This is a genomic window from Amycolatopsis sp. H20-H5, from assembly GCF_035828755.1.
GTDB lineage: Bacteria > Actinomycetota > Actinomycetes > Mycobacteriales > Pseudonocardiaceae > Amycolatopsis.
This window is the reverse complement of sequence record NZ_JAYMZS010000008.1, coordinates 111,349-129,573: the sequence shown is the minus strand read 5'-3', so window position 1 is coordinate 129,573 and position 18,225 is coordinate 111,349. Positions and strand designations below refer to the sequence as shown.

Here is an 18,225-nt window from a genome sequence, read left to right as displayed (position 1 = left end):
CTACCACAAGTCGTCTCGAAGCACCGTTTTCAAGACTTTGCCGGTGGCGTTGCGGGGCAGGTAGGGAACGAAGTAGATGTCGCGGGGGACCGCGAACCTGGCGATTCGATGGTGAACGTGGAGCCGGACGCCATCAGGGTCGAGTGCGGCGCCCGGGCGCAGGACGACGTACGCCGCGAGGCGCTGCCCGTACTCGGTATCGGGCACGCCGAGTACGGCGACCTCGCTGACCTGCGGCAGGGCGTGGATGACGTCCTCGACGGGCCGGGGATAGACGTTCTCCCCGCCGGAGACGATCATCTCGTCTTCCCGCCCCGACACGAACAGCCGGCCGGCCGCGTCGAGGTGGCCACGGTCCCCTGTCGGTGTGAGGCCGTCCACGGTGGGCAGGGTGGTGCCGCCGGTGTAGCCGTCGAACACCATTTCGTTGCCGACGAAGATGCGTCCGTCCACGCCCGTCGGGACCTGTTTGTCCCCGGAGTCGATGACGCTGATGCGGGTGCCCGTGGGGCATCGGCCCGCGGTGGTGGGCGCCGCGCGGAGATCGGCGGGGTCGGCGATGCTGGCCGACGACACTTCGGTGGTGCCGTAGAGGTTGTAGAGGATGTCGCCGAACTCGTCCATGAAAGCGGTGACGACCGACGCGGGGATCGCGGAACCACTGCTGGCGACGATCCGCAGGCTGGACGTGTCGTACCGGTCGCGGACGTGTGGCGGCAGTTCCAGGATGCGCTGCAGCATGATCGGGATCGTGAACATCGCGGTGCACCGGTCTTCGGCCACGGTGCGCAGGGCGTCTTCGGGGTCGAAGTATCGGGCCAGCGACAGGGTGGCCCGCAGTGGCATGCCGATTTGCAGACCGGCGAGGCCCCAGGTGTGGAACAGGGGTGCCGCGACAAAGAGCCGTTCATCCACCCGCAGCGGGATCCTGCTCAGGATGCCGCTTGCCGCGCTGAGGCTCCGGGGGTTCGGGCGGCGCGCTCCCTTGGGCATTCCCGTGGTTCCGGAGGTGAGGACGATGATGCGGCCCTGGCGTCGCACCCGCCGAGGCGGCATCGCGGTAGCTTCGGCGATCAGGTCGTCAATCGTCTGTGACCCCGTGGGACGAGGGTAGCCGGTCGATCGTTCGGTCCAGGTGCTGACTCCGACGGTCGTCCCGGCCAGCCGGCCGAGCACGGGGAAGAACTCGTCGTCGAGCAGCACCGCCGCCGGGCGGTGCTTGCCGACGACTTTCTCGGCCATGGTTCGGGACAGGCCGTTGTTGACCAGCACCACGTCGGCGCCGAGCTTGCCGCAGGCGATCATCGCTTCGACCATGCCGCTGTGGTTGCGGCACATCAGGGCGACCCGATGTCCCTCGCGGATTCCCCTGCTCGCCAGGGCACCGGCGAGCCTGGTGGATCGTTGCTCGGTCTCGGCGAAGGTCAGGTCCCTGTTCTCGTCGCGCAGCGCCAGCGTCTGAGGCGCGCGGACCGCCGACGCGCGGTAGCCGCCGGCGACGGTCAATCCCCAGCGCGACAGTGCGAGCAACTGGCGCGACAGCCTGTCCGGTCGGCCAGGCGTGAACACCACGGCCTTCGCGAGAACGCGCGCAGCGCCGAGCAGTGGCGTACCGCGGCGGAAGCGGCCACCGACGTGACCGGCGGCCGCCGGGGTACCGAGGTAGTGACTCATCCGGGTGGCCGCGTCGCGAAGCCACGTGGCGATCTCGTGGCCGGTCAACGAAGCGAGCAGCACCGTGTTGGTGTCCGCCATCGCCAGCCGCACGGCGAGCCGGGTTCGGGTGGCGGTCAGCGCGTGCACCTCGATCGCCACCCAGGGACGCGCTGCTCGTGCGGTACCCCACACGAGCAGCTGGTCGGTGCGCCGCACCACCGCCCGCACCCGTTGTTCCACCACCGTCTTCCCAGGCCCGGTGAAGCACATCAGGTACTGCCGGGAACGCTCGTCGTGCAGAGGCGCGCACGAGCTGACTTCGGTGACGAACCTGGAGTAGAGCTCGGGAGCGGCGACCAGCTGCCACACGAGCTCCACCGGGTGCTCAAGCACAACGGCCGCCTCGAGCACGTCATCTCGCATGGAGTCCTCCTGTCCGAAGGGGTCCGCTCAGCGGATCTCGAACGGGCCGAGGTCGACAGCTCGGCCCAGCACGCGAGGGTTGCCGTCGACGTCGGTCGACGAGGGGGTGCCCGCGGCGCCCTTGTCGACGATGTCGCGGGCGCAGGCGTAGGCGCGGTAGTCGGTGAAGTCCTGTGGCGTCAGTGCGCCGTAAGGTCCTCTGCTGCCGTTGAAGACGGTGTCGCGCTGGTTGACGCTGGTGTCGAGGAGTTCGAGGTTAGCTGAGAAGTGCTCATTGGTGCTCTTGCCGGAGCGCCGGTACGTGGTGGCTTTCGCTTCGGCGCGAACCAGGACGTTGTTGCGGACCGTGGTGTCGGTGTTGGCGAGTTTGGCGGCCTGCTCCTCGAGGTTGATGATCTGGAACCTGAATCCGCTGAGCAGCAGGTTGTTCTCGATCACCACCCCGCTCATGCTGCCGAGGTTGATGCCTTGGCTGTCGTAGGTCTCACAAACGTTGTCGCGGAAGGTGATGTCCCGGATCTCGTAGGTGCGGGCGCTGTTGTTCTGCGCGATGAGGCACTGCCGGGAAATCCGCAGGCAGTAGTTGTTCTCGATGAGCGTGCCTGACGAGCGGGTGCCGTTGTTGTAGGTCTGAAAACAGTCGGTGTGGGGTTGTCCTTGCTGGCGAACTCGTTGATATCGTGGATGTAGTTGTAACGGAACACGTGCCTGCCCCAGAAACGGATACCGTCGACGTCGTATCCCTGCCCGGACCGGTCCTTGTGCAGGTCGTAGATGTTGTTGCGTTCCACGACAGTGCCGGTGCCGTCGTCGATGACCATGCCGATGCTCTCGATGCCGGTGACCGTGTTGCGGGAGACCAGGCCGTTGTCGCAGGCACCGCGTTCGCACGAGATGCCATAGATGAGCTTGCCGCCGTTGACCAGGTTGTTGACGATCTTGATGCCATCACCACCGAAGACGATGCCTGACGTCGGCGCGTTGTAGTCGCCGCCGACTACGGTGAAACCGTCCAGCATCGCGCCCTTGCCGTGGACCGAGGCACCTTTGATCCGGCCGGCGCCGGTCGACCGTACGGTGACACCGGCCCTGTCCAGGTTCACCAGCTGGTCGGTGTAGTCACCCGGGCCAACGCAGATCACCGAGCCCGCGTTCGCGCCGGAAATGGCCGAGGTGATCGAACTGCCGGGGTGCACCGAGACCGTGCAGTCAGTGGTCTGCGGATTTCCGTTGCCAGCGGTGCCGTACCGGATCGGTTGCTGGGTGAGCCCGCCGGTCGCGGCTGTGCCCGGCGGGACAACCATCACGACTGCGAGCGCGGTCAACACCGCTGCCGCCAGTGTCGGGATTCTCATGATGGTGATCTCCGTGTTCTGAAGAATGCCGACGGGTCAGGTCCACAGGTAGGTGACGGTGACGAAGGCGTTGTCGCGCAGGCCGAGTCCGTCGTAGAACGTCCCGTCGGCCAGGTCGATGCCCGCGGGATTGGCCACGGTGCGGCCGAATTCGTCCCGGCCGCCGTTGAACCCGTTCTGGTACGCGGCTTGGGCTTCCGGCTGCCCCTGCGGTAGGTTTTTCCAGCTCTGCCTGGTGACTGAGGGATTCCAGTAGTCGTCGGTGGTGTTCCACGGGCCGACGTCCCAGACCGGGGCAGTTTCACAGCGTCCGCCGGGCGTGCAGACCCGGACGCTGTAGGTCCGGCTGCCGTTGGCCGACAGCCCTCGCCGCGACGGCAGCGCCACGAAGTGATCGCGCGGTGCGATGACGTGACCGTTGGCGGTGGTGCCGCCGACCAGCCCCTCCCGGGTGGCGAACACCCGATAGGTCACCGCCGAGGGAGCTGCCTGCCCGACGGCCGCGTTCCCGGAGGTCGAGGTGTTCACCCGGACGTTCCTCACCGCGGGGCCGGGACTGCCACGCTCTGCCGTGAGAAACACCCGTGTCTGGACCAGCGACGTCGGCTCGGTGAACGTGGCGGGCACTTGGCCGCTCGCTTCGATCCATTCACCCCAGGTCCCGTCGGCCCGCCGGCCCCGCACGTCCACCGCGGCCCCGGAATCGCGGGCGGCCGAGACGTCCACCATCGCGGTGGCACCGGTGACGGGCGCGGACAGCCGCCGGGGAGCGAACAGTGCGATACCGACGCTGCTGCCGCTGCGCGAGGATGCGGTGGTCGCGGTCAGCTCGCTGATAGTGGCGACTCCGCTGGCGACCGAGATATGGGAACTGCCCGCTTCGAGAACAGAGAAGTCGGAACTCCAGGACCCCTGCGACGAGTTTGGCTGAGCGGTCGCGGCCGGTACAGACGCGGCGACGACGGCCAGGACAAGCCCGGCGCACACGGACACGGATCTGAGCGCCGTACGTTTTCTCGTCAGTTTTTTCGCATGGAGAACCATCATTTCCTCCTGAAAGTCGAATAGCGCTCACGGATTTGCCGCTGTCCACAGTGCCTGTTTATTCCAGCACCGAGGGACCCGGTTCGACACTGCGGTCGAAGCCTGGCCGTCGGTCCGTCGTTCAGCGCGGATGCACTGAAAGGTCTTGCCATGCAGGCATATCACGGGTCCGAAGCACTCGGTGGGGAGTGGGACCGTAGGGCAAGGCAGAAAGGTACAGACCTCACCGGCATGAGGCAACCTACTAACGTCAGTTACGGTGTCGTAGGTTTTGGTCGCGTAACTTTCGGTACCGTAACTTGGACATCGTCGGCACGTGCCATAAGAACGAATAATGCTCACGTTCGCGTTTTCTGGCCAGCTCTCGCGTTACTACAGTGCCAGCCACCATAGTGAGCGAGGTCTACATGTGGTCACGCCCGATATCCAGGCCAGCCGGATGGCTTTATCCTGACCGAACCCCCGCAGCGACCCCTCTCAACGGCGAGAAGGAACCCACATGCGCATGACACGACGTGTCCACGCTCTAGCACGCCTCACCGCCGCACTAGCCGGGCTCGTAACGGCCGCGACCCTCGTGGTCCCGGCGACGCCCGCCGGTTCGGCTGGCGCCACGGACCCGCCTGCCTCGGCTTTGGTGCCGGTGGGCTCGTTTGGCCCCAACCCCGGCGCGTTGTCCATGTACACCTACACCCCGTCAGGGCTTGCCACGGGCCGTCCCGTGGTCGTCGCCCTGCATGGGTGCACCCAGACCGCGTCGGACTACTACACGCACGCGGGGTGGCCCGCACTGGCCGACCGGTGGAAGTTCGAAGTGGTGTTCCCCCAGCAGTCCAGCGCCAACAACTCGTTGCGGTGCTTCAACTGGTTCTCCACCGCTGACGACACGCGCGGACAGGGCGAAGCGGCTTCCATCAAGTCCATGGTGGACAAGGCGGTCGCCGACCACGGATCCGACACGGCGAAGGTCTACGTCACCGGGCTGTCCGCGGGCGGCGCCATGACGGCCGATCTGCTCGCCGCGTACCCGGACGTCTTCGCCGCGGGCGGCATCGACTCCGGGCTGCCCGCGCAGTGCGCGACCACCCAGATCCAGGCGACCAACTGCCAGCAGAACAAGCAGAACCTCACCCCGGCGCAGTGGGCGGCGAGAGCCAACGCGCAGGCACCGGGCTATACCGGCCCCCGCCCCCGGGTAGCGATCTGGCAGGGCGCCTCGGATTACGTCGTCTACCCGGTCAACGGCACCGAACTGCGCGACCAGTGGACCGCCGTCCACGGCATCTCCCCAACCCCGACCAGCACCCGAACGCTGCCCGCCGGGACCACACTCACCTCCTACGCCGACCGCACGGGCACGACGAAAGTGCAGCTCTACTCGATCGCCGGAATGGGCCACGGCACCGCCGTCGACCCTGGCACCGGAGAGACCCAATGCGGCAGCACCGCCGCGTACTTCCTTCAAGCGATCTGTTCCAGCTACTACACCGGCGTATTCTTCGGGCTCGACGGCGGCATCACCATCCCGCCGAGTTCGACCACGGCACCGCCCACCACACCGGCCGGGCAATGCGTAACAGCGACGAATTACGTCCACGTTCAAGCCGGGCGAGCCCATCAGTCCGGCGGGGAGGCCTACGCGAACGGTTCGAATCAGGACATGGGGTTGTGGAACACGTGGATCACCCACGTCCTCCGCCAGGACGCGGTGGACAGCTGGACCTTGGCCGACGGCCAATGCTGAAGCCGGAAACCAAACCCGTCGGGAAATGGCTCCTGTATGGACGGTCGACCGGTCGTGAAGCCCGCAGCGGCCAGCATCGTCGTCAGCACCTCGGTTGGCCGTCGGCGGGCTCGGTCTCTGGGGAGTACCCGAGACCTTGATCGAGGCCCTGCTCCCGCTGCCGCGGGGTTGTTGACGGCGGTGCTGACCTCGTAGGGGCGCAGGGCAGGTTCGGGAAGCTGCCGAGGAGTTCGCGGACGTGGCCGGGGTGAGGTTCGTCGAAGGGCATGAGCGTGGGCCGCGTACCAGCGACCGGGCGATCGCCATTCCGCCGGAGAGCCGGGCCGGGCGCTGGCCCGCTCGATCGGCCAGCTCTACCTGGTCGAGCAGCTCGAGTGCATTCGCCCGCGCCCTTGCCCGCCTGGGATAGGTGGGCCAATCAGGGGCACTGCGGCTGTCCGCGTTGGTGTCTGCCGCCGCGATCAGTCGCGTGGTTTTGTGTCTAGTCATCCGTCCTGGCGACGTTCCGTACGGAGGTCCGCACGAGAACATGCTGTGGGCACCAGTTGGGCGTTTCGTCAAGCTTCGTCGAGGCGGGGTACGAGCACATAGTCCTCGACGGCTCGGTAGCTGAGGAAAGGCCGACGGTGCCGGCGCGACCAGCCCGGACACCGTCAGGGCGACCAGGACAGCGAGCGTAGTCGCCGCTCGAAGCCTCGGGCGCCTGGCCTTCGAAGCCGCCTACCCTCCACAAAGGACGGAAAGTCTGCCCATTCGCCCGTTTCATACCGCCACGACCGTTTCATGCGTGCCCCTGAAGGCCACCATGACAGCGTTAAACGCCGTGAAGGCTCCCATCAGGGCACACGGCAAACCTGGGGTCGCGACCGAAGGGGACTTCCCTCCACTCAACCTCGCAAAAGTCCCCTTCACCAGAACAGGCCGTGTGAAAGTCCTCGTCAGTCACGCGGCCCTGGGCGCCAAACTGGATGGCATGACATCAGTTTCCGGACGCCCTCTCAGCGATCCGGATACGCGTCATGAGCGAGTAGGGCAATCTGAGTGCGGTTGTTCACCTGCAGTTTGGTCACTAGCTTCGATGCATGGGCCTTTGCCGTGGCGGAGCTGATATAGATATCATCCGCGATTTCCGTGTTCGTTTTGCCCTGGCCGACAGCGATGACGACTTCCCGTTCGCGGTCGGTGAGTCGTTCCAGTGCGGCTTGCGCCTGTTGCTGGCGGCCGGGCATAGGTCGAGAACCGCCTGGCGAGTTTCGAGGTCCGGCGACTGCGCCGGGTGGTGGGCAGGGGAGCGGCTCGAGTCGATCAGGATGCTCACCATGAAAATGGGTGCTCTCGCCGCGCTGGACCAGCGCATCGGGCTGCGCTACGCCATGCCACCCATGACATCCGAGGAAACCGGCAGCTACCTGGGTCACCACCTCGGCCTCGCTGGACGGTCGGACACCCTGTTCTCCGACGAGGCCGCCGCGCTGATCCACCCAACCAGCCGCGGCTATCCCCGAGCGGTCAACAACCTCGCCCTACCGGCCTTGGTCGCCGCGTTCGCCGACGACAAGACCATCGTCGATGAATCATTCGCCCGAACTGCAGTTACCGAAGTCACGGCAGAATGGTGTCGAGTGTGGGCAGGCTGGCCAAGCGACGGGCGCGGTCGCCGACACGTACCACGGTCTTGCCGCTGGCTCTTCCCGCCTCGGCGCGCTCGTGGACCTCGCGCAGTCGTGGAAAGTCCACGACCTGATCAACCCGCGGGGGGTAGCGGCCGCCTGCCCCCAGGGTGGCCGCCCGCCGCAGCAGAGAGGAGTCGTTCACGGCGTTGACAACCGGCACTCCCAGCCCAGCGACGCGCTGGCGGTCTGCGACGGTCACCGCCCGCTCAGGTGGTTCCCACTGCAAGTGGGAGCCACAGCCCGTTGCCAGGTGACATCATGATCGACGCGCATCCTGTCGCCCACGGCCGGATGCCCCCGGTCCGGCCGGACCGACCCCCGGAGGGTCGGTCCATACTCTGGGCTACTGGCTCGCCTGACACGCGGGGAAAGCGTGCCGATCAGAAGTCCAGCCGTCGTTTCTCCTGGTCGATCACCGCGTCCACATCGGACAACCGGGCCAGACTGTTGAGTGGCTGCCGCATCCGTGGGTTGTCCCGAAGCCGGTCCGCGTTGTGTTCGAGGAAGGCCCAGTAGCCGGCGGTGAACGGGCAGGCATCGGCGCCGACACGTTTCTTCGGATCGAACTCGCAGCCGCGGCAGTGATCGCTCATGCGGTTCAGATAGGCGCCGCCTGCTGCGTAGGGCTTGGTTCCCACGATCCCGCCATCGGCGTATTGGCTCATGCCGATCACGTTCGCGGGCATGACCCAGGGGAAGCCGTCGACGAACGCCGTCGCGAACCATTCGGTCAGCTCGCGCGGCTGATACCCGCGCTGCAACGCGTGGTTGCCCAGGATCATCAACCGTTCGATGTGGTGGACATATCCACGTTCCCGGACCCCGCGCAACGCCGTACTGAGGCAACGTGCGGTCACAGCGTCCGGCTCGGCATCGAGCCACCACGGGGGGAGGGGCTCATGGCCAGCAGATGGTTGCGGTCGAGATAGTCCGGGCCGAGGTGCCAGTACAGGTGCCATACCCACTCCCGCCAGCCGAGGACCTGGCGGATGAAGCCCTCGACACTGGCTAAAGGCGCGGCGCCGTCGCGGTAGCGACGTTCAGCCTGCTCGACGACCTCGAGCGGGCTGAGTAGTCCCATATTGAGCGGTACCGACAGCAACGCGTGCGACATCGCCCAGTCCTCGCCGAGAATCGCGTCCTGGTGCGGGCCAAAGGTCGGGAGCCGGTGATCGAGAAACGTCGTGAGTGCGCGGAGTGCTTGGGTACGGCTGACCGCGAACTGCCGCGGGCCATCCACACCCAGCGTCGTGACTGTGCCGTCGCGAACTCGGGCGTCAAGGTCTGCCTGGACGTCGACGTCGATGTCGTTCTCCCGCGGCTGCCACGGTTTCGGTACCTGTAGCGTGCGCTGCTTGGGCGGTGGTTTCCGGTTGTCGTGGTCGAAATTCCATCGTCCGCCGACCGGTTCGCCATCGGGCTCCATGAGGATTTCGAATCGCCGCCGCTGATCCCGGTAGAAGTCCTCCATGACGAATCGCCGGCGACCGTGGGCCCAGTGCGCGAATTCGGCCTTCGACAGCGCGAACCCCGCGGTCGGCAGGATTTCGGCGACCAGACCGTCGGCGTGCAGGCGGCGCACCAGCCGATCCGCCGCGTGTGATCCGGGTTCGTGGACGACGACCGGCCTGCCGAACGAGAGCAGTCCCTTCCGGTAGGTTTCGGAGCGAATCAGGGTGACTCGATCCCCGAGGTCGGCCGCGAGCTGGCGCATTCCGGCCAACACCAAGTGCAGCTTCTGCCGGTGATACCGCTTGTGGGCGAAAGCGTGAGCGGACTCGATCAGCACAATTGGCCGCTTCGTGAGTGCGCCGCTACGGAAGTGCGGACCCAGCTGATCGGCGAACAGCCACAACGGCGTTACGTCTTCCACAAGTGGATTTTGCCCTTTCCGGCCGCGGTTCGCAGGGTGCGGAACCACGATCGTGTTTGAGCCGCAACTCAACGCGACGACGTGGGGCCGGTCGCCTCGGCATGCTGATCGCGCCGCAGAAGAGACCGGAGCCCTGAGGCAGGCCGCGTTGAGCCGCTCGACCCGCCGTCCACCTTTTGTCTTCCCGAGATCCGCGCTTGGGTGACCGCCGCGATCTCCCCGGACGATCAGCGTCAACCGATGCCCGGTTGGCCGTCGTCGGCCTGCGGCCCCGTCAGCGACATTCTGTGACCGCGACTTGCCCGCTCGGGCGGCACCCGTTTGTCACCGTCTGCCGACCGACGGCTTTACTGTCGGTTGCGGAGGAGGTGGGTGGTGAGTCCCGAACGAATGCGGCGCGAGAAGCGGGCGACGATCGAAGACGTCGCCCGGGTCGCGGGTGTGGGACGGCAGACGGTGTCGCGGGCGCTGAACGACAAGGCTGAAATCGCCCCCGAGACCCGGCAGCGCGTGCTGGCCGCCGTGGCGGAGCTGGGTTACCGCCCGAATGCCATGGCCAGGGGTATGCGCACCCAGCGTTCGGACGTCATCGGGCTGGTCGTTTCCGATATCGCCAACCCGTTCTACCCCGCCGTGGCCCGCGGGGTGTACGACGCCGCGCAGGACGCGGGGTGCAGCGTCGTGCTGTACAACACCGACGCCGATCCTGTCCGCGAACGAGGTGCCCTCGAGGATCTGCTGGCCAGATCGGCGCGCGGTGTGGTCGGGTTCTTCTACGGCACGGCCGAGTCCGTGCTCGGCGAGTACGCCAAGTCGATCTCGCTGGTGGTCGCCGACCGAGTGCTCACCGATCCCGCGATGAGGTCGGTGAGCAACGACTTCGCCACCGGTACCAGGGCCGCGGTGGCCCGCCTGCTCGGCCGGGGACACCGGGACCTGGGCATGCTCGACAGTTCGGTGGGAGTGGCGCTTGACGAGCGGCGCTCCGCGTTCCTCGAGGCCTGTGCTGAAGCCGGGCTGGGGAACCTGTCGGCGCGGGTGGTCCAGGGGGCACCGAGTATCGATGGCGGGCTGGCCGCCAGCAGGACCTTGCTGGCGGGCTTTCCTCAGGTCGACGGCATTTTCGCGTTCAACGACCTGATGGGCATCGGGGCGGTCAGGGCTGCTCTTGAGCTGGGCCGGGCTGTTCCGGCGGACTGTGCGGTCGTCGGGTTCGACGACCTGCCGATGTCGGCCCTCATCCATCCGCCGCTGACCACGGTGCGTATCGACAAGTACGGCCATGGTCAGGCGCTGGTGCGGACGCTGTTGACGGAGGAACCGCAGCGCCTGGTCCTCCCGGTCACCCTGATCGGCCGGGCCACAGCCTGAACAGCGGCTTCCGCGCCCGATAGGGCTCGCCGAGTTCACCCTTGACGACCGCCGACCGCTCGCCCATACTTCCCGGGAACATTCCCGGGAACGTTCCCGGCCAGCTGGAAAGGGCGCCGATGGCAGGCCAGGTGTCGCTCGGAACGCAGCACATCCAGATCGACGGCACGCCGACTCGGATCCTCTCGGGCAGTATCAACTACTTCCGGATCGTGCCCGAGCAATGGCGTTCACGCCTGCGGTGGGCGCGCTATCTGGGCTTGAACACGATCGAGACCTACGTCCCCTGGAACCTGCACGAGCCGTATCCCGGCGAAACGACCTTCCAAGGCCTGCTCGATCTGGTCAGCTTCCTCGACACCGCACAGGAAGAAGGACTGCACGTCATCCTCCGCCCGGGACCGTACGTGTGCGCCGAACTCGACTTCGGCGGACTGCCGGCGTGGCTGCTCGCCGAAAGCGGTCTCCGCCTGCGGACCAGCGACCCGGCTTATCTCGCCTGGGTGGAGGCGTGGTTCGAGCAGCTGATTCCGCGCGTGGCGGACCTGCAGCACGACCGCGGTGGCCCGATCATCGCGATGCAGGTGGAAAACGAGTTCGGCGCCGCCGCGAAAGACCGCGGTGCCGGCGACTCGCAATATCTGACGTGGCTCGTGGAGCGCCTGCGCGGGCACGGGGTGACGGTGCCGCTGCTGACCTGCGACCAGGACGACGCCACGATGGTCGCGCTCGGTGGCCTGCCCGGTCTGTGGCCGACCATGAACTTCGGCTCGAACCCCGACAGCGCGTGGTCCACGCTCGCCGCGCACCGGCCCGGCACCCCGAAGATGTGCATGGAGTTCTGGAACGGCTGGTTCGACCATTGGGGCGAGGAACGCCACACCCGTGACCCGCAGGACGCGGCCGCCGTACTGGAGCAGATGCTCGCCGGCGGCGCGTCGGTCAACCTGTACATGTTCTGCGGCGGCACGAACTTCGGTTTCACCAACGGTGCCAACCACTTCGAGCACTACCAGCCGACGATCACGTCGTACGACTACGACGCGCCGCTGTCCGAACACGGTGTCCCGACGAAGAAGTTCGAGGCCTATCGAGAGGTCCTGGCCCGCTACACCACGCTGCCCGCGGTCGAGCCTCCCGCCCCGGCGCCGCTGCTGCCGGAGCGCACCGTGCTGCTGACCAGGATGATCCCGCTGCTGGACGCGTTACCCGCACTGTCGGCCCCCTTGACGGCCGCCGCGCCACTGACCATGGAACGTCTCGGCCAGAACTTCGGCTTCACCGCCTACGCGTTCGATGTGCCGCAGGCCGGCGCCTACACGCTGTCCATTCCCGGCGTCCGGGACCGCGCCCAGATCATCGTCGACGGCGTCGAGCGCGGCGTCCTCGAACGGGAGAGCGCCGAGACGACCATGCAGCTGCACGTCGATCGCCCGGCCACCACGGTCACCGTGCTGGTCGAGAACCTCGGACGCGTCAACTACGGACCGGAGCTCGCCGACGCCAAAGGCATTCTCGGGGACATCCTCCTCGACGACGTCCCGGTCGGCGAGGTGACCATGTACCCCTTGCCTCTGGACACTGTGGACGCCCTGGACTTCACCGCCGCCGCCGAAACCGTTCCGCGGACTGCCGGTCCGGTGTTCTGCCAGGGTGAGTTCACTGTGGACGAACCCGGGGACACATTCGTCGCCCTGCCAGGGTTCGGCAAGGGGCTGGTCTGGGTCAACGGGTTCAACCTCGGCCGCTACTGGGACCGTGGTCCCCAGCGCACCCTGTATCTGCCGGGGCCGGTGCTACGGCCGGGGAACAACACCCTCGTGATCCTGGAACTGCACCACCTGCCGCTCCCGCGGGTGCAGCTCACCACCATCCCAGACCTCGGCTGAGCACGCCGACCCCTCCGACCGACGAAGGACCGACGCAATGGCGCGCACCTCTTCCCATCCCCTCGTACTGTCCTCCCGCGGGCGAACGCTGCGGCGGATCGCCGCGGTCGTCGCGGCAGTCGCACTGACCGCCGCCGGTGTCACGGCCTGCGGGGGACAGGACGGACCCGCCGCCACCTCGGGTGGGTGCACGCCCGCCGGTGGCAAGGTCGAGCTCACGTTCTGGTCCTGGGTGCCCGGTATCGACCAGGCCGTCGCGGCCTGGAACAGCGGCCACCCCGACATCCACGTGACGGTCGAGCAGACCCCGCAGGGCAATCAGGGCACCTACAACAAGATGTTCACCGCCCTCAAGGCCGGGCAGGCACCCGATCTCGGCCAGGTCGAGTTCGACAGCCTGCCCGGGTTCCGAGTCCAGCAAGGACTGCGCGACATATCCGGCTGCCCCGGCGTCGGCGAGGCGAAGGCGAAGTTCGTGGGCTGGACCTGGGCGCAGGCCTCGGTCGGCGGCGACGGTGTGTTCGCCGTGCCCCAGGACACCGGGCCGATGGCGCTGTTCTACCGCAAGGACCTCTTCGACAAGTACGGCATCGCCGTGCCGACGACCTGGGACGAGTACGCCCTGGCCGCCAAGAAGCTGCACGCGGCCGACCCGAAGCTCACGATCACGCACTTCCCGCAGAAGGACGTCAACTGGTTCGCCGGGCTGGCCTGGCAGGCGGGCGGGCACTGGTTCGCCCAGGACGGGCAGCAGTGGAAGGTCAGCCTCGCCGACCCGGCGACGGCGAAGGTCGCCGACTACTGGCAGGGCTTGATCTCCCAGGGACTGGTGTCCAACCTGCAGGGGTTCTCCGAATCGTGGAACAAGGCGCTGGACTCCGGACAGGTCGCCACCTGGACCGGCGCGGCCTGGGGCGTCGGCACCATCGCCAAGGCGGCTCCCTCCACCGCGGGCAAGTGGGCGGTCGCCCCGCTGCCGCAGTGGACCAAGGGCGAGCGCCGCTCCGGCAACTGGGGCGGCTCGACCACCGCTGTGCTGGCCGGGTCGAAGCACCCAGCGGAAGCGGCCGAGTTCGCGTTGTGGCTCAACACCGACCCGCGGTCGCTGGCGATCCTGACCGCGCAAGGCGGCGTCTATCCCGCCACCAACGAGGCGCAGGCGACGGCGACGGCGTCGCCCGACAACACGAAGTTCTTCGGCGGACAGGACGTCAACGCCGTGTTCCGCGAGGCCGGTGCGGGCGTCAGCCAGGACTTCACCTGGGGCCCGGCGATGGAGCAGACCTACGCCCACGTGCGTGACGGGTTCGGCGCGGCCCTGGCAGGCGGGGGATCGGTGCGCCAGGCGCTCACCGACGCCACCGCCGCGACGATCACCGACCTGCAGCGCCAGTCCATCCCCGTGGCGTCGAACTAGGAACCCGCGATGACCGCCGTGTCCCCAGCCCCCGTCCCGCTCAAGACCCGCCGCAACCCGCTGCCCGCCCGCGCACCTCGGCGGCGGCGCCCCGCGACGCGTGCGGCGTGGGTGCTGCTCGCCCCGTTCCTCCTGGGTTTCGCGATCTTCTACGTGGCACCGATCGTCGTCGCCGTCGTCAAGAGCTTCAGCACCGTGACCCGGACGTCCACCTACGGACGCCCGCGCGAGGTGTTCGCCGGGCTCGGCAACTACGCCGCGGCGCTCGCTGACCGCGGTTTCACCGCGTCGCTGGGCCGGGTTCTGCTGTTCGGGGTGATCCAGATCCCGGTGATGCTGGGCCTCGCGCTGATCCTCGCGCTCGCGCTGGACTCCGCGGTCGTGCGGCTGCGCCGCTTCTTCCGGCTCGCGTTCTTCCTGCCGTACGCGGTGCCCGGCGTGATCGCGGCGGTGATGTGGGGCTTCTTCTACGCCCCCAACCTGTCGCCGATCAACCAGCTGCTCGGCCCACTCGGCCTGCACCCCGACCTGCTGTCGGGCAACGTGATCCTCTACTCGATCGCCAACATCGTCACCTGGACGTTCACCGGCTACAACATGCTGATCCTCTATTCCTCGCTGCAAGCCATCCCGCCGCAGCTCTACGAAGCGGCCAGGCTCGACGGAGCGTCGGGCTGGGCGATCGCCTGGCGGATCAAGGTGCCGATCATCGCGCCGTCGCTGGTGCTGACCGCGGTGTTCTCCATCATCGGGACTTTCCAGCTGTTCACCGAACCGCAGGTGATGGCGGGCGTCTCGACCGCTGTGTCCTCGAGCTACACCCCTTCGATGGCCTCCTACGCCCAGATCTCCGCGCAGAACTACGGACTGGGCGCCGCGATGAGCGTCATCGTCACCCTCGTCATCGTCGTGCTGTCCGCGGTCTTCTTCCGCATCACCCGCAAACGAGCCGCCTTGTGACCGCCACTGAGCTCAAGCCCCCGCCGACCCGCCGTCGCCGCGACGCGCGCCTGTCGGTACTGCCCACGGCCGCGATGTTCGTCGTCGGGGTGTACTTCCTGCTGCCCGTTTTCTGGCTGGTGGTGTCCTCGACGAAATCAGCGTCCCAGCTCTCCTCCACCTTCGGCCTGTGGTTCGCCGACAACCAGCTCGGCCGCAACCTCGAGCAGACGGTGACCTACGGCGACGGCGTGTACCTGCGCTGGCTCGCCAACAGTGTGCTGTACTCCGTGGTGGGGGCGGCCGTCGCGACACTGCTCTCGGCCATGGCCGGGTACGCGCTCGCCAAATTCACCTTCCGCGGCCGTACCGCCACCTTCTCGACCATCCTCGCCGGTGTGCTGGTCCCCCCGACGGCGCTGGCGGTGCCGCTGTTCCTGATGCTCGCCGGCGTCGGCATGACCAACACCGTCTGGTCGGTGCTGCTGCCCAGCATGATCAGCCCGTTCGGCGTCTACCTCGCCCGCGTCTACGCCGCGGCGTCGGTCCCCGACGAACTGCTCGAGGCCGGCCGTATCGACGGCGCGAGCGACCTGCGCGTCTTCTTCACCATCAGCCTCCGGCTCATGGCACCCGCGCTGGTCACCGTGTTCCTGTTCCAGTTCGTCGCGATCTGGAACAATTTCCTGCTGCCCTTGGTGATGCTCACCAGCGACCGGCTCTACCCGGTCACGCTCGGCCTCTACACCCTCAACACCCAGCTCACCCGTGACCCCGGACTCAAAACCATCGTCGTCACCGGCTCCCTGCTCTCGATCATCCCGCTGATCCTGGCGTTTCTCGCCCTACAACGGTACTGGCGCACCGGGCTCGCCGCCGGCGGCGTCAAAGCCTGAAACCGCGTGCCGAGCGTTTCGCTCTTGCCGCCAGGGCAGTGTTCGACGTGCCCGGTGGGAGCTCCGGTGAACCGCGTCGGCTCGTTTTTCAGGTGTGCTCGATGGTGTTCCAGCGGTGTGTGCGGCGGTGTGGGCGGGCAGGCAGACGCGGGGAGACGGCAAAGGCTTTATGTCCCAGCCGTGAGCGCGGGGTGGACCGCGATTGTGGACAACAACGCGACGCCAAGGGCTCCGCCGATCTGTTGGCAGGTGGTCACCATCGCTGAGCCGACTCCGGCGTCGTCGGATCGCAGACCAGTAGTCGCGATATTCATCACGGTAGCCACGATCAAGCCGAGCCCCAGCCCGATGATGAGCAGACTGAGTAGATGAGGTGTGGCGGGTTCAGTGCAAGCTGCGAGCGTCGGTTACTGAGATTATGCTCATCGATCTGGACGTTTATGCTGCGCGAGTATGCGGGCGGCCGCAGCGACGAGGTCGCCGTTGTCTTCCGCGATCCGGCCGTCTGGGAGCACGGGCGTGTCCTCCAGTCCCGTCCGGATACCGTGCTTGAGAGGAACGGCGCGTACGTTGACCGCCCACGATGCCACCCCGTCGCCATGGTGGACCTGTTCCAGTACGACGCCAGCTGCTGCAAGTACACCTTCGATCGCTTCAGCGTGCGCTACGGCCGCCGCGGGGTCGGCGTCGAGGGGTTCGACCATGACACGCACACAATGCGGAGCGATGCCAGCCGCGACGAAACGATAGGCATCATCGAGACATAACAGGCCAGCTTCGATGCCAATACCCCGGGCGACCAAAAGTTCACACAGCTCACCGATACCGTCTTCACCCTGGTTTGCGGTCACCAGGTCCGGCAGCACGGTCCATTTTTCAATCAGCGAAATTCTCCGCTGTGGGTCGGGCTCGACGTCGGCCGAGGTGCTCAGTGAGATCGGAATGCCGGGACAGGCAGCGCGCACTGCTCGTAGCGTGGTGGCGCAAGGTTCTGCAGCGAAGGTCTGTTTGCCGTCTTCACCATAGGGATGTAGGTGTAAAGATCGTGCGCCCGCGCCGACTGCCGTGCGAGCCTGCGCTGCGATATCACCTGGCGTGCGAGGTGCCGCGGGATGGACGCGATCACCATTCAATGCCGCCTGCAGTAGCGGTAAAGTGGATTGATTTTTCGACATCGTCAGCCTCCATAGACTTGAGAATGTCAAGCCCTGTTACTTGCCGACCTGCACGGTCGCCCACGCGACTCAACGTCGCATTGCCCGCGCCGGTTCATTCAGACAATGATACTGCAACTGGACGACATGTGTGGCCTACTCGCCGGCCTGGGTGTCAACCCTGGCTGATCTCACCCCGGCCGCGCTGCTGCCTACGGGCACGAGACTCGCCGGGCCGCACGATCACCCGCCTCAGCACCAAGGTGGCAACTTCCGGCCGACCCAGCGGTCGTCGCCGCAAGCCACCAGGTCGGTCCTGATCTCTGTCGGTGACGACAAGGTCGAGATCACCGAACACTCGATTGTCGCCTGGACTTCCCGGCGCTAAAGTCGTCCCTGGTCCGGCCGTGACCAGCAATAACACTGAGACTGGGCGTACGTCGTCGACATGGCCCACGGGACCCTCGAGGAGACGTTGGGGGCGTTGGGCAGGCACGCCGCCGATCGCCGTGACCGTCAGGATCGTCGGCGCGGGGTGGAACGAGGGTGTGGCGCCTGGGCGGGCTCCCGGTCGCCGCGGACCTGGACCAAGGGGTGCCGGACCGTCCGGCGGGGTTGCGCGGTAGGTATCACGGATAAGCCCCGAGGCACCCGCCGGTGGTCGGATTTTCACACGGCCTGTTCTGGTGAAGGGGACTTTGCAAGGTTGAGTCGAGGGAAGTCTCCTTCGGTCGCCACCCCAGGTTTGCCGTGTGCCCTGATGGGAGCCTTCACGGCGTTTAACGCTGTCA

15 protein-coding genes are annotated in these 18,225 nt (G+C 66.9%); 6 read left to right on the top strand and 9 right to left on the bottom strand.

What is annotated here, in order from left to right; genetic code table 11:
• The 4 genes from QMK34_RS06825 to QMK34_RS06810 are packed head-to-tail and all read right to left on the bottom strand — an operon-like array spanning position 1 to position 4,427.
• On the bottom strand, positions 1 to 2,079 hold the full coding sequence (locus QMK34_RS06825) for an AMP-binding protein (protein ID WP_326412672.1): 2,079 nt from the start codon (positions 2,077 to 2,079) through the stop codon (positions 1 to 3).
• Positions 2,080 to 2,106: 27 nt separating this feature from the next.
• Positions 2,107 to 2,529, bottom strand: a complete 423-nt coding sequence (locus QMK34_RS06820; protein ID WP_326412670.1) for a hypothetical protein — start codon at positions 2,527 to 2,529, stop codon at positions 2,107 to 2,109.
• Positions 2,526 to 3,434 carry a hypothetical protein gene (locus QMK34_RS06815; RefSeq protein WP_326412668.1) on the bottom strand — a complete coding sequence of 303 codons (909 nt, stop codon included), beginning with the start codon at positions 3,432 to 3,434 and terminating at the stop codon, positions 2,526 to 2,528. Before QMK34_RS06815 ends, QMK34_RS06820 begins: the two co-directional genes overlap by 4 nt.
• Before the next feature lie 36 nt (positions 3,435 to 3,470).
• Positions 3,471 to 4,427, bottom strand: a complete 957-nt coding sequence (locus tag QMK34_RS06810) for a hypothetical protein (protein WP_326412666.1) — start codon at positions 4,425 to 4,427, stop codon at positions 3,471 to 3,473.
• Between the two features lie 556 nt (positions 4,428 to 4,983).
• On the opposite strand from QMK34_RS06810, the gene QMK34_RS06805 reads away from it, so the two are divergent.
• Positions 4,984 to 6,222, top strand: coding sequence for an extracellular catalytic domain type 1 short-chain-length polyhydroxyalkanoate depolymerase (locus QMK34_RS06805; protein ID WP_326412664.1), 1,239 nt, complete (start codon positions 4,984 to 4,986; stop codon positions 6,220 to 6,222).
• 998 nt (positions 6,223 to 7,220) lie between these two features.
• On the opposite strand, the gene QMK34_RS06800 is transcribed toward QMK34_RS06805, so the two are convergent.
• The 4 genes from QMK34_RS06800 to QMK34_RS06785 form a co-directional block, all read right to left on the bottom strand.
• Positions 7,221 to 7,451 carry a response regulator transcription factor gene (locus QMK34_RS06800; RefSeq protein WP_326412662.1) on the bottom strand — a complete coding sequence of 77 codons (231 nt, stop codon included), beginning with the start codon at positions 7,449 to 7,451 and terminating at the stop codon, positions 7,221 to 7,223.
• 373 nt (positions 7,452 to 7,824) lie between these two features.
• Positions 7,825 to 8,094 carry a hypothetical protein gene (locus QMK34_RS06795; protein WP_326412660.1) on the bottom strand — a complete coding sequence of 90 codons (270 nt, stop codon included), beginning with the start codon at positions 8,092 to 8,094 and terminating at the stop codon, positions 7,825 to 7,827.
• 181 nt (positions 8,095 to 8,275) lie between these two features.
• Positions 8,276 to 8,677, bottom strand: a complete 402-nt coding sequence (locus tag QMK34_RS06790) for a hypothetical protein (RefSeq protein ID WP_326412658.1) — start codon at positions 8,675 to 8,677, stop codon at positions 8,276 to 8,278.
• Between the two features lie 71 nt (positions 8,678 to 8,748).
• Complete coding sequence (locus tag QMK34_RS06785) at positions 8,749 to 10,005, bottom strand: cryptochrome/photolyase family protein (RefSeq protein WP_326412656.1); 1,257 nt, start codon at positions 10,003 to 10,005, stop codon at positions 8,749 to 8,751.
• Between the two features lie 138 nt (positions 10,006 to 10,143).
• Here QMK34_RS06785 and QMK34_RS06780 point away from each other — a divergent pair, with 138 nt between their 5' ends.
• The 5 genes from QMK34_RS06780 to QMK34_RS06760 all read left to right on the top strand — a co-directional run bounded on the left by QMK34_RS06780 (position 10,144) and on the right by QMK34_RS06760 (position 16,280).
• Positions 10,144 to 11,139, top strand: a complete 996-nt coding sequence (locus QMK34_RS06780) for a LacI family DNA-binding transcriptional regulator (RefSeq protein ID WP_326412654.1) — start codon at positions 10,144 to 10,146, stop codon at positions 11,137 to 11,139.
• Positions 11,140 to 11,258: 119 nt separating this feature from the next.
• Complete coding sequence (locus QMK34_RS06775; protein WP_326412652.1) at positions 11,259 to 13,028, top strand: glycoside hydrolase family 35 protein; 1,770 nt, start codon at positions 11,259 to 11,261, stop codon at positions 13,026 to 13,028.
• Between the two features lie 37 nt (positions 13,029 to 13,065).
• Positions 13,066 to 14,445: an ABC transporter substrate-binding protein gene (locus tag QMK34_RS06770; RefSeq protein ID WP_326412650.1), complete on the top strand. Its 1,380-nt coding sequence runs from the start codon at positions 13,066 to 13,068 to the stop codon at positions 14,443 to 14,445.
• A gap of 9 nt (positions 14,446 to 14,454) precedes the next feature.
• Positions 14,455 to 15,405 carry a carbohydrate ABC transporter permease gene (locus QMK34_RS06765; protein ID WP_326412648.1) on the top strand — a complete coding sequence of 317 codons (951 nt, stop codon included), beginning with the start codon at positions 14,455 to 14,457 and terminating at the stop codon, positions 15,403 to 15,405.
• A gap of 59 nt (positions 15,406 to 15,464) precedes the next feature.
• Entirely contained in the window at positions 15,465 to 16,280 is an 816-nt protein-coding gene (locus QMK34_RS06760; RefSeq protein ID WP_326412717.1) for a carbohydrate ABC transporter permease, read from the top strand.
• Positions 16,281 to 16,702: 422 nt separating this feature from the next.
• On the opposite strand, the gene QMK34_RS06755 is transcribed toward QMK34_RS06760, so the two are convergent.
• Entirely contained in the window at positions 16,703 to 17,455 is a 753-nt protein-coding gene (locus tag QMK34_RS06755) for a 3-keto-5-aminohexanoate cleavage protein (protein ID WP_326412646.1), read from the bottom strand.
• Positions 17,456 to 18,225 lie beyond the last annotated feature (770 nt).

Bases quoted from the DNA above. Each gene is read 5' to 3' on its own strand.
- QMK34_RS06800 (WP_326412662.1), bottom strand. From the start codon at position 7,451: ATGCCCGGCCGCCAGCAACAGGCGCAAGCCGCACTGGAACGACTCACC.
- QMK34_RS06805 (WP_326412664.1), top strand. From the start codon at position 4,984: ATGACACGACGTGTCCACGCTCTAGCACGCCTCACCGCCGCACTAGCC.
- QMK34_RS06815 (WP_326412668.1), bottom strand. From the start codon at position 3,434: ATGAGAATCCCGACACTGGCGGCAGCGGTGTTGACCGCGCTCGCAGTC.
- QMK34_RS06790 (WP_326412658.1), bottom strand. From the start codon at position 8,677: ATGATCCTGGGCAACCACGCGTTGCAGCGCGGGTATCAGCCGCGCGAG.
- QMK34_RS06770 (WP_326412650.1), top strand. From the start codon at position 13,066: ATGGCGCGCACCTCTTCCCATCCCCTCGTACTGTCCTCCCGCGGGCGA.
- QMK34_RS06775 (WP_326412652.1), top strand. From the start codon at position 11,259: ATGGCAGGCCAGGTGTCGCTCGGAACGCAGCACATCCAGATCGACGGC.
- QMK34_RS06755 (WP_326412646.1), bottom strand. From the start codon at position 17,455: ATGTCGAAAAATCAATCCACTTTACCGCTACTGCAGGCGGCATTGAAT.
- QMK34_RS06825 (WP_326412672.1), bottom strand. From the start codon at position 2,079: ATGCGAGATGACGTGCTCGAGGCGGCCGTTGTGCTTGAGCACCCGGTG.
- QMK34_RS06820 (WP_326412670.1), bottom strand. From the start codon at position 2,529: ATGAGCGGGGTGGTGATCGAGAACAACCTGCTGCTCAGCGGATTCAGG.
- QMK34_RS06765 (WP_326412648.1), top strand. From the start codon at position 14,455: ATGACCGCCGTGTCCCCAGCCCCCGTCCCGCTCAAGACCCGCCGCAAC.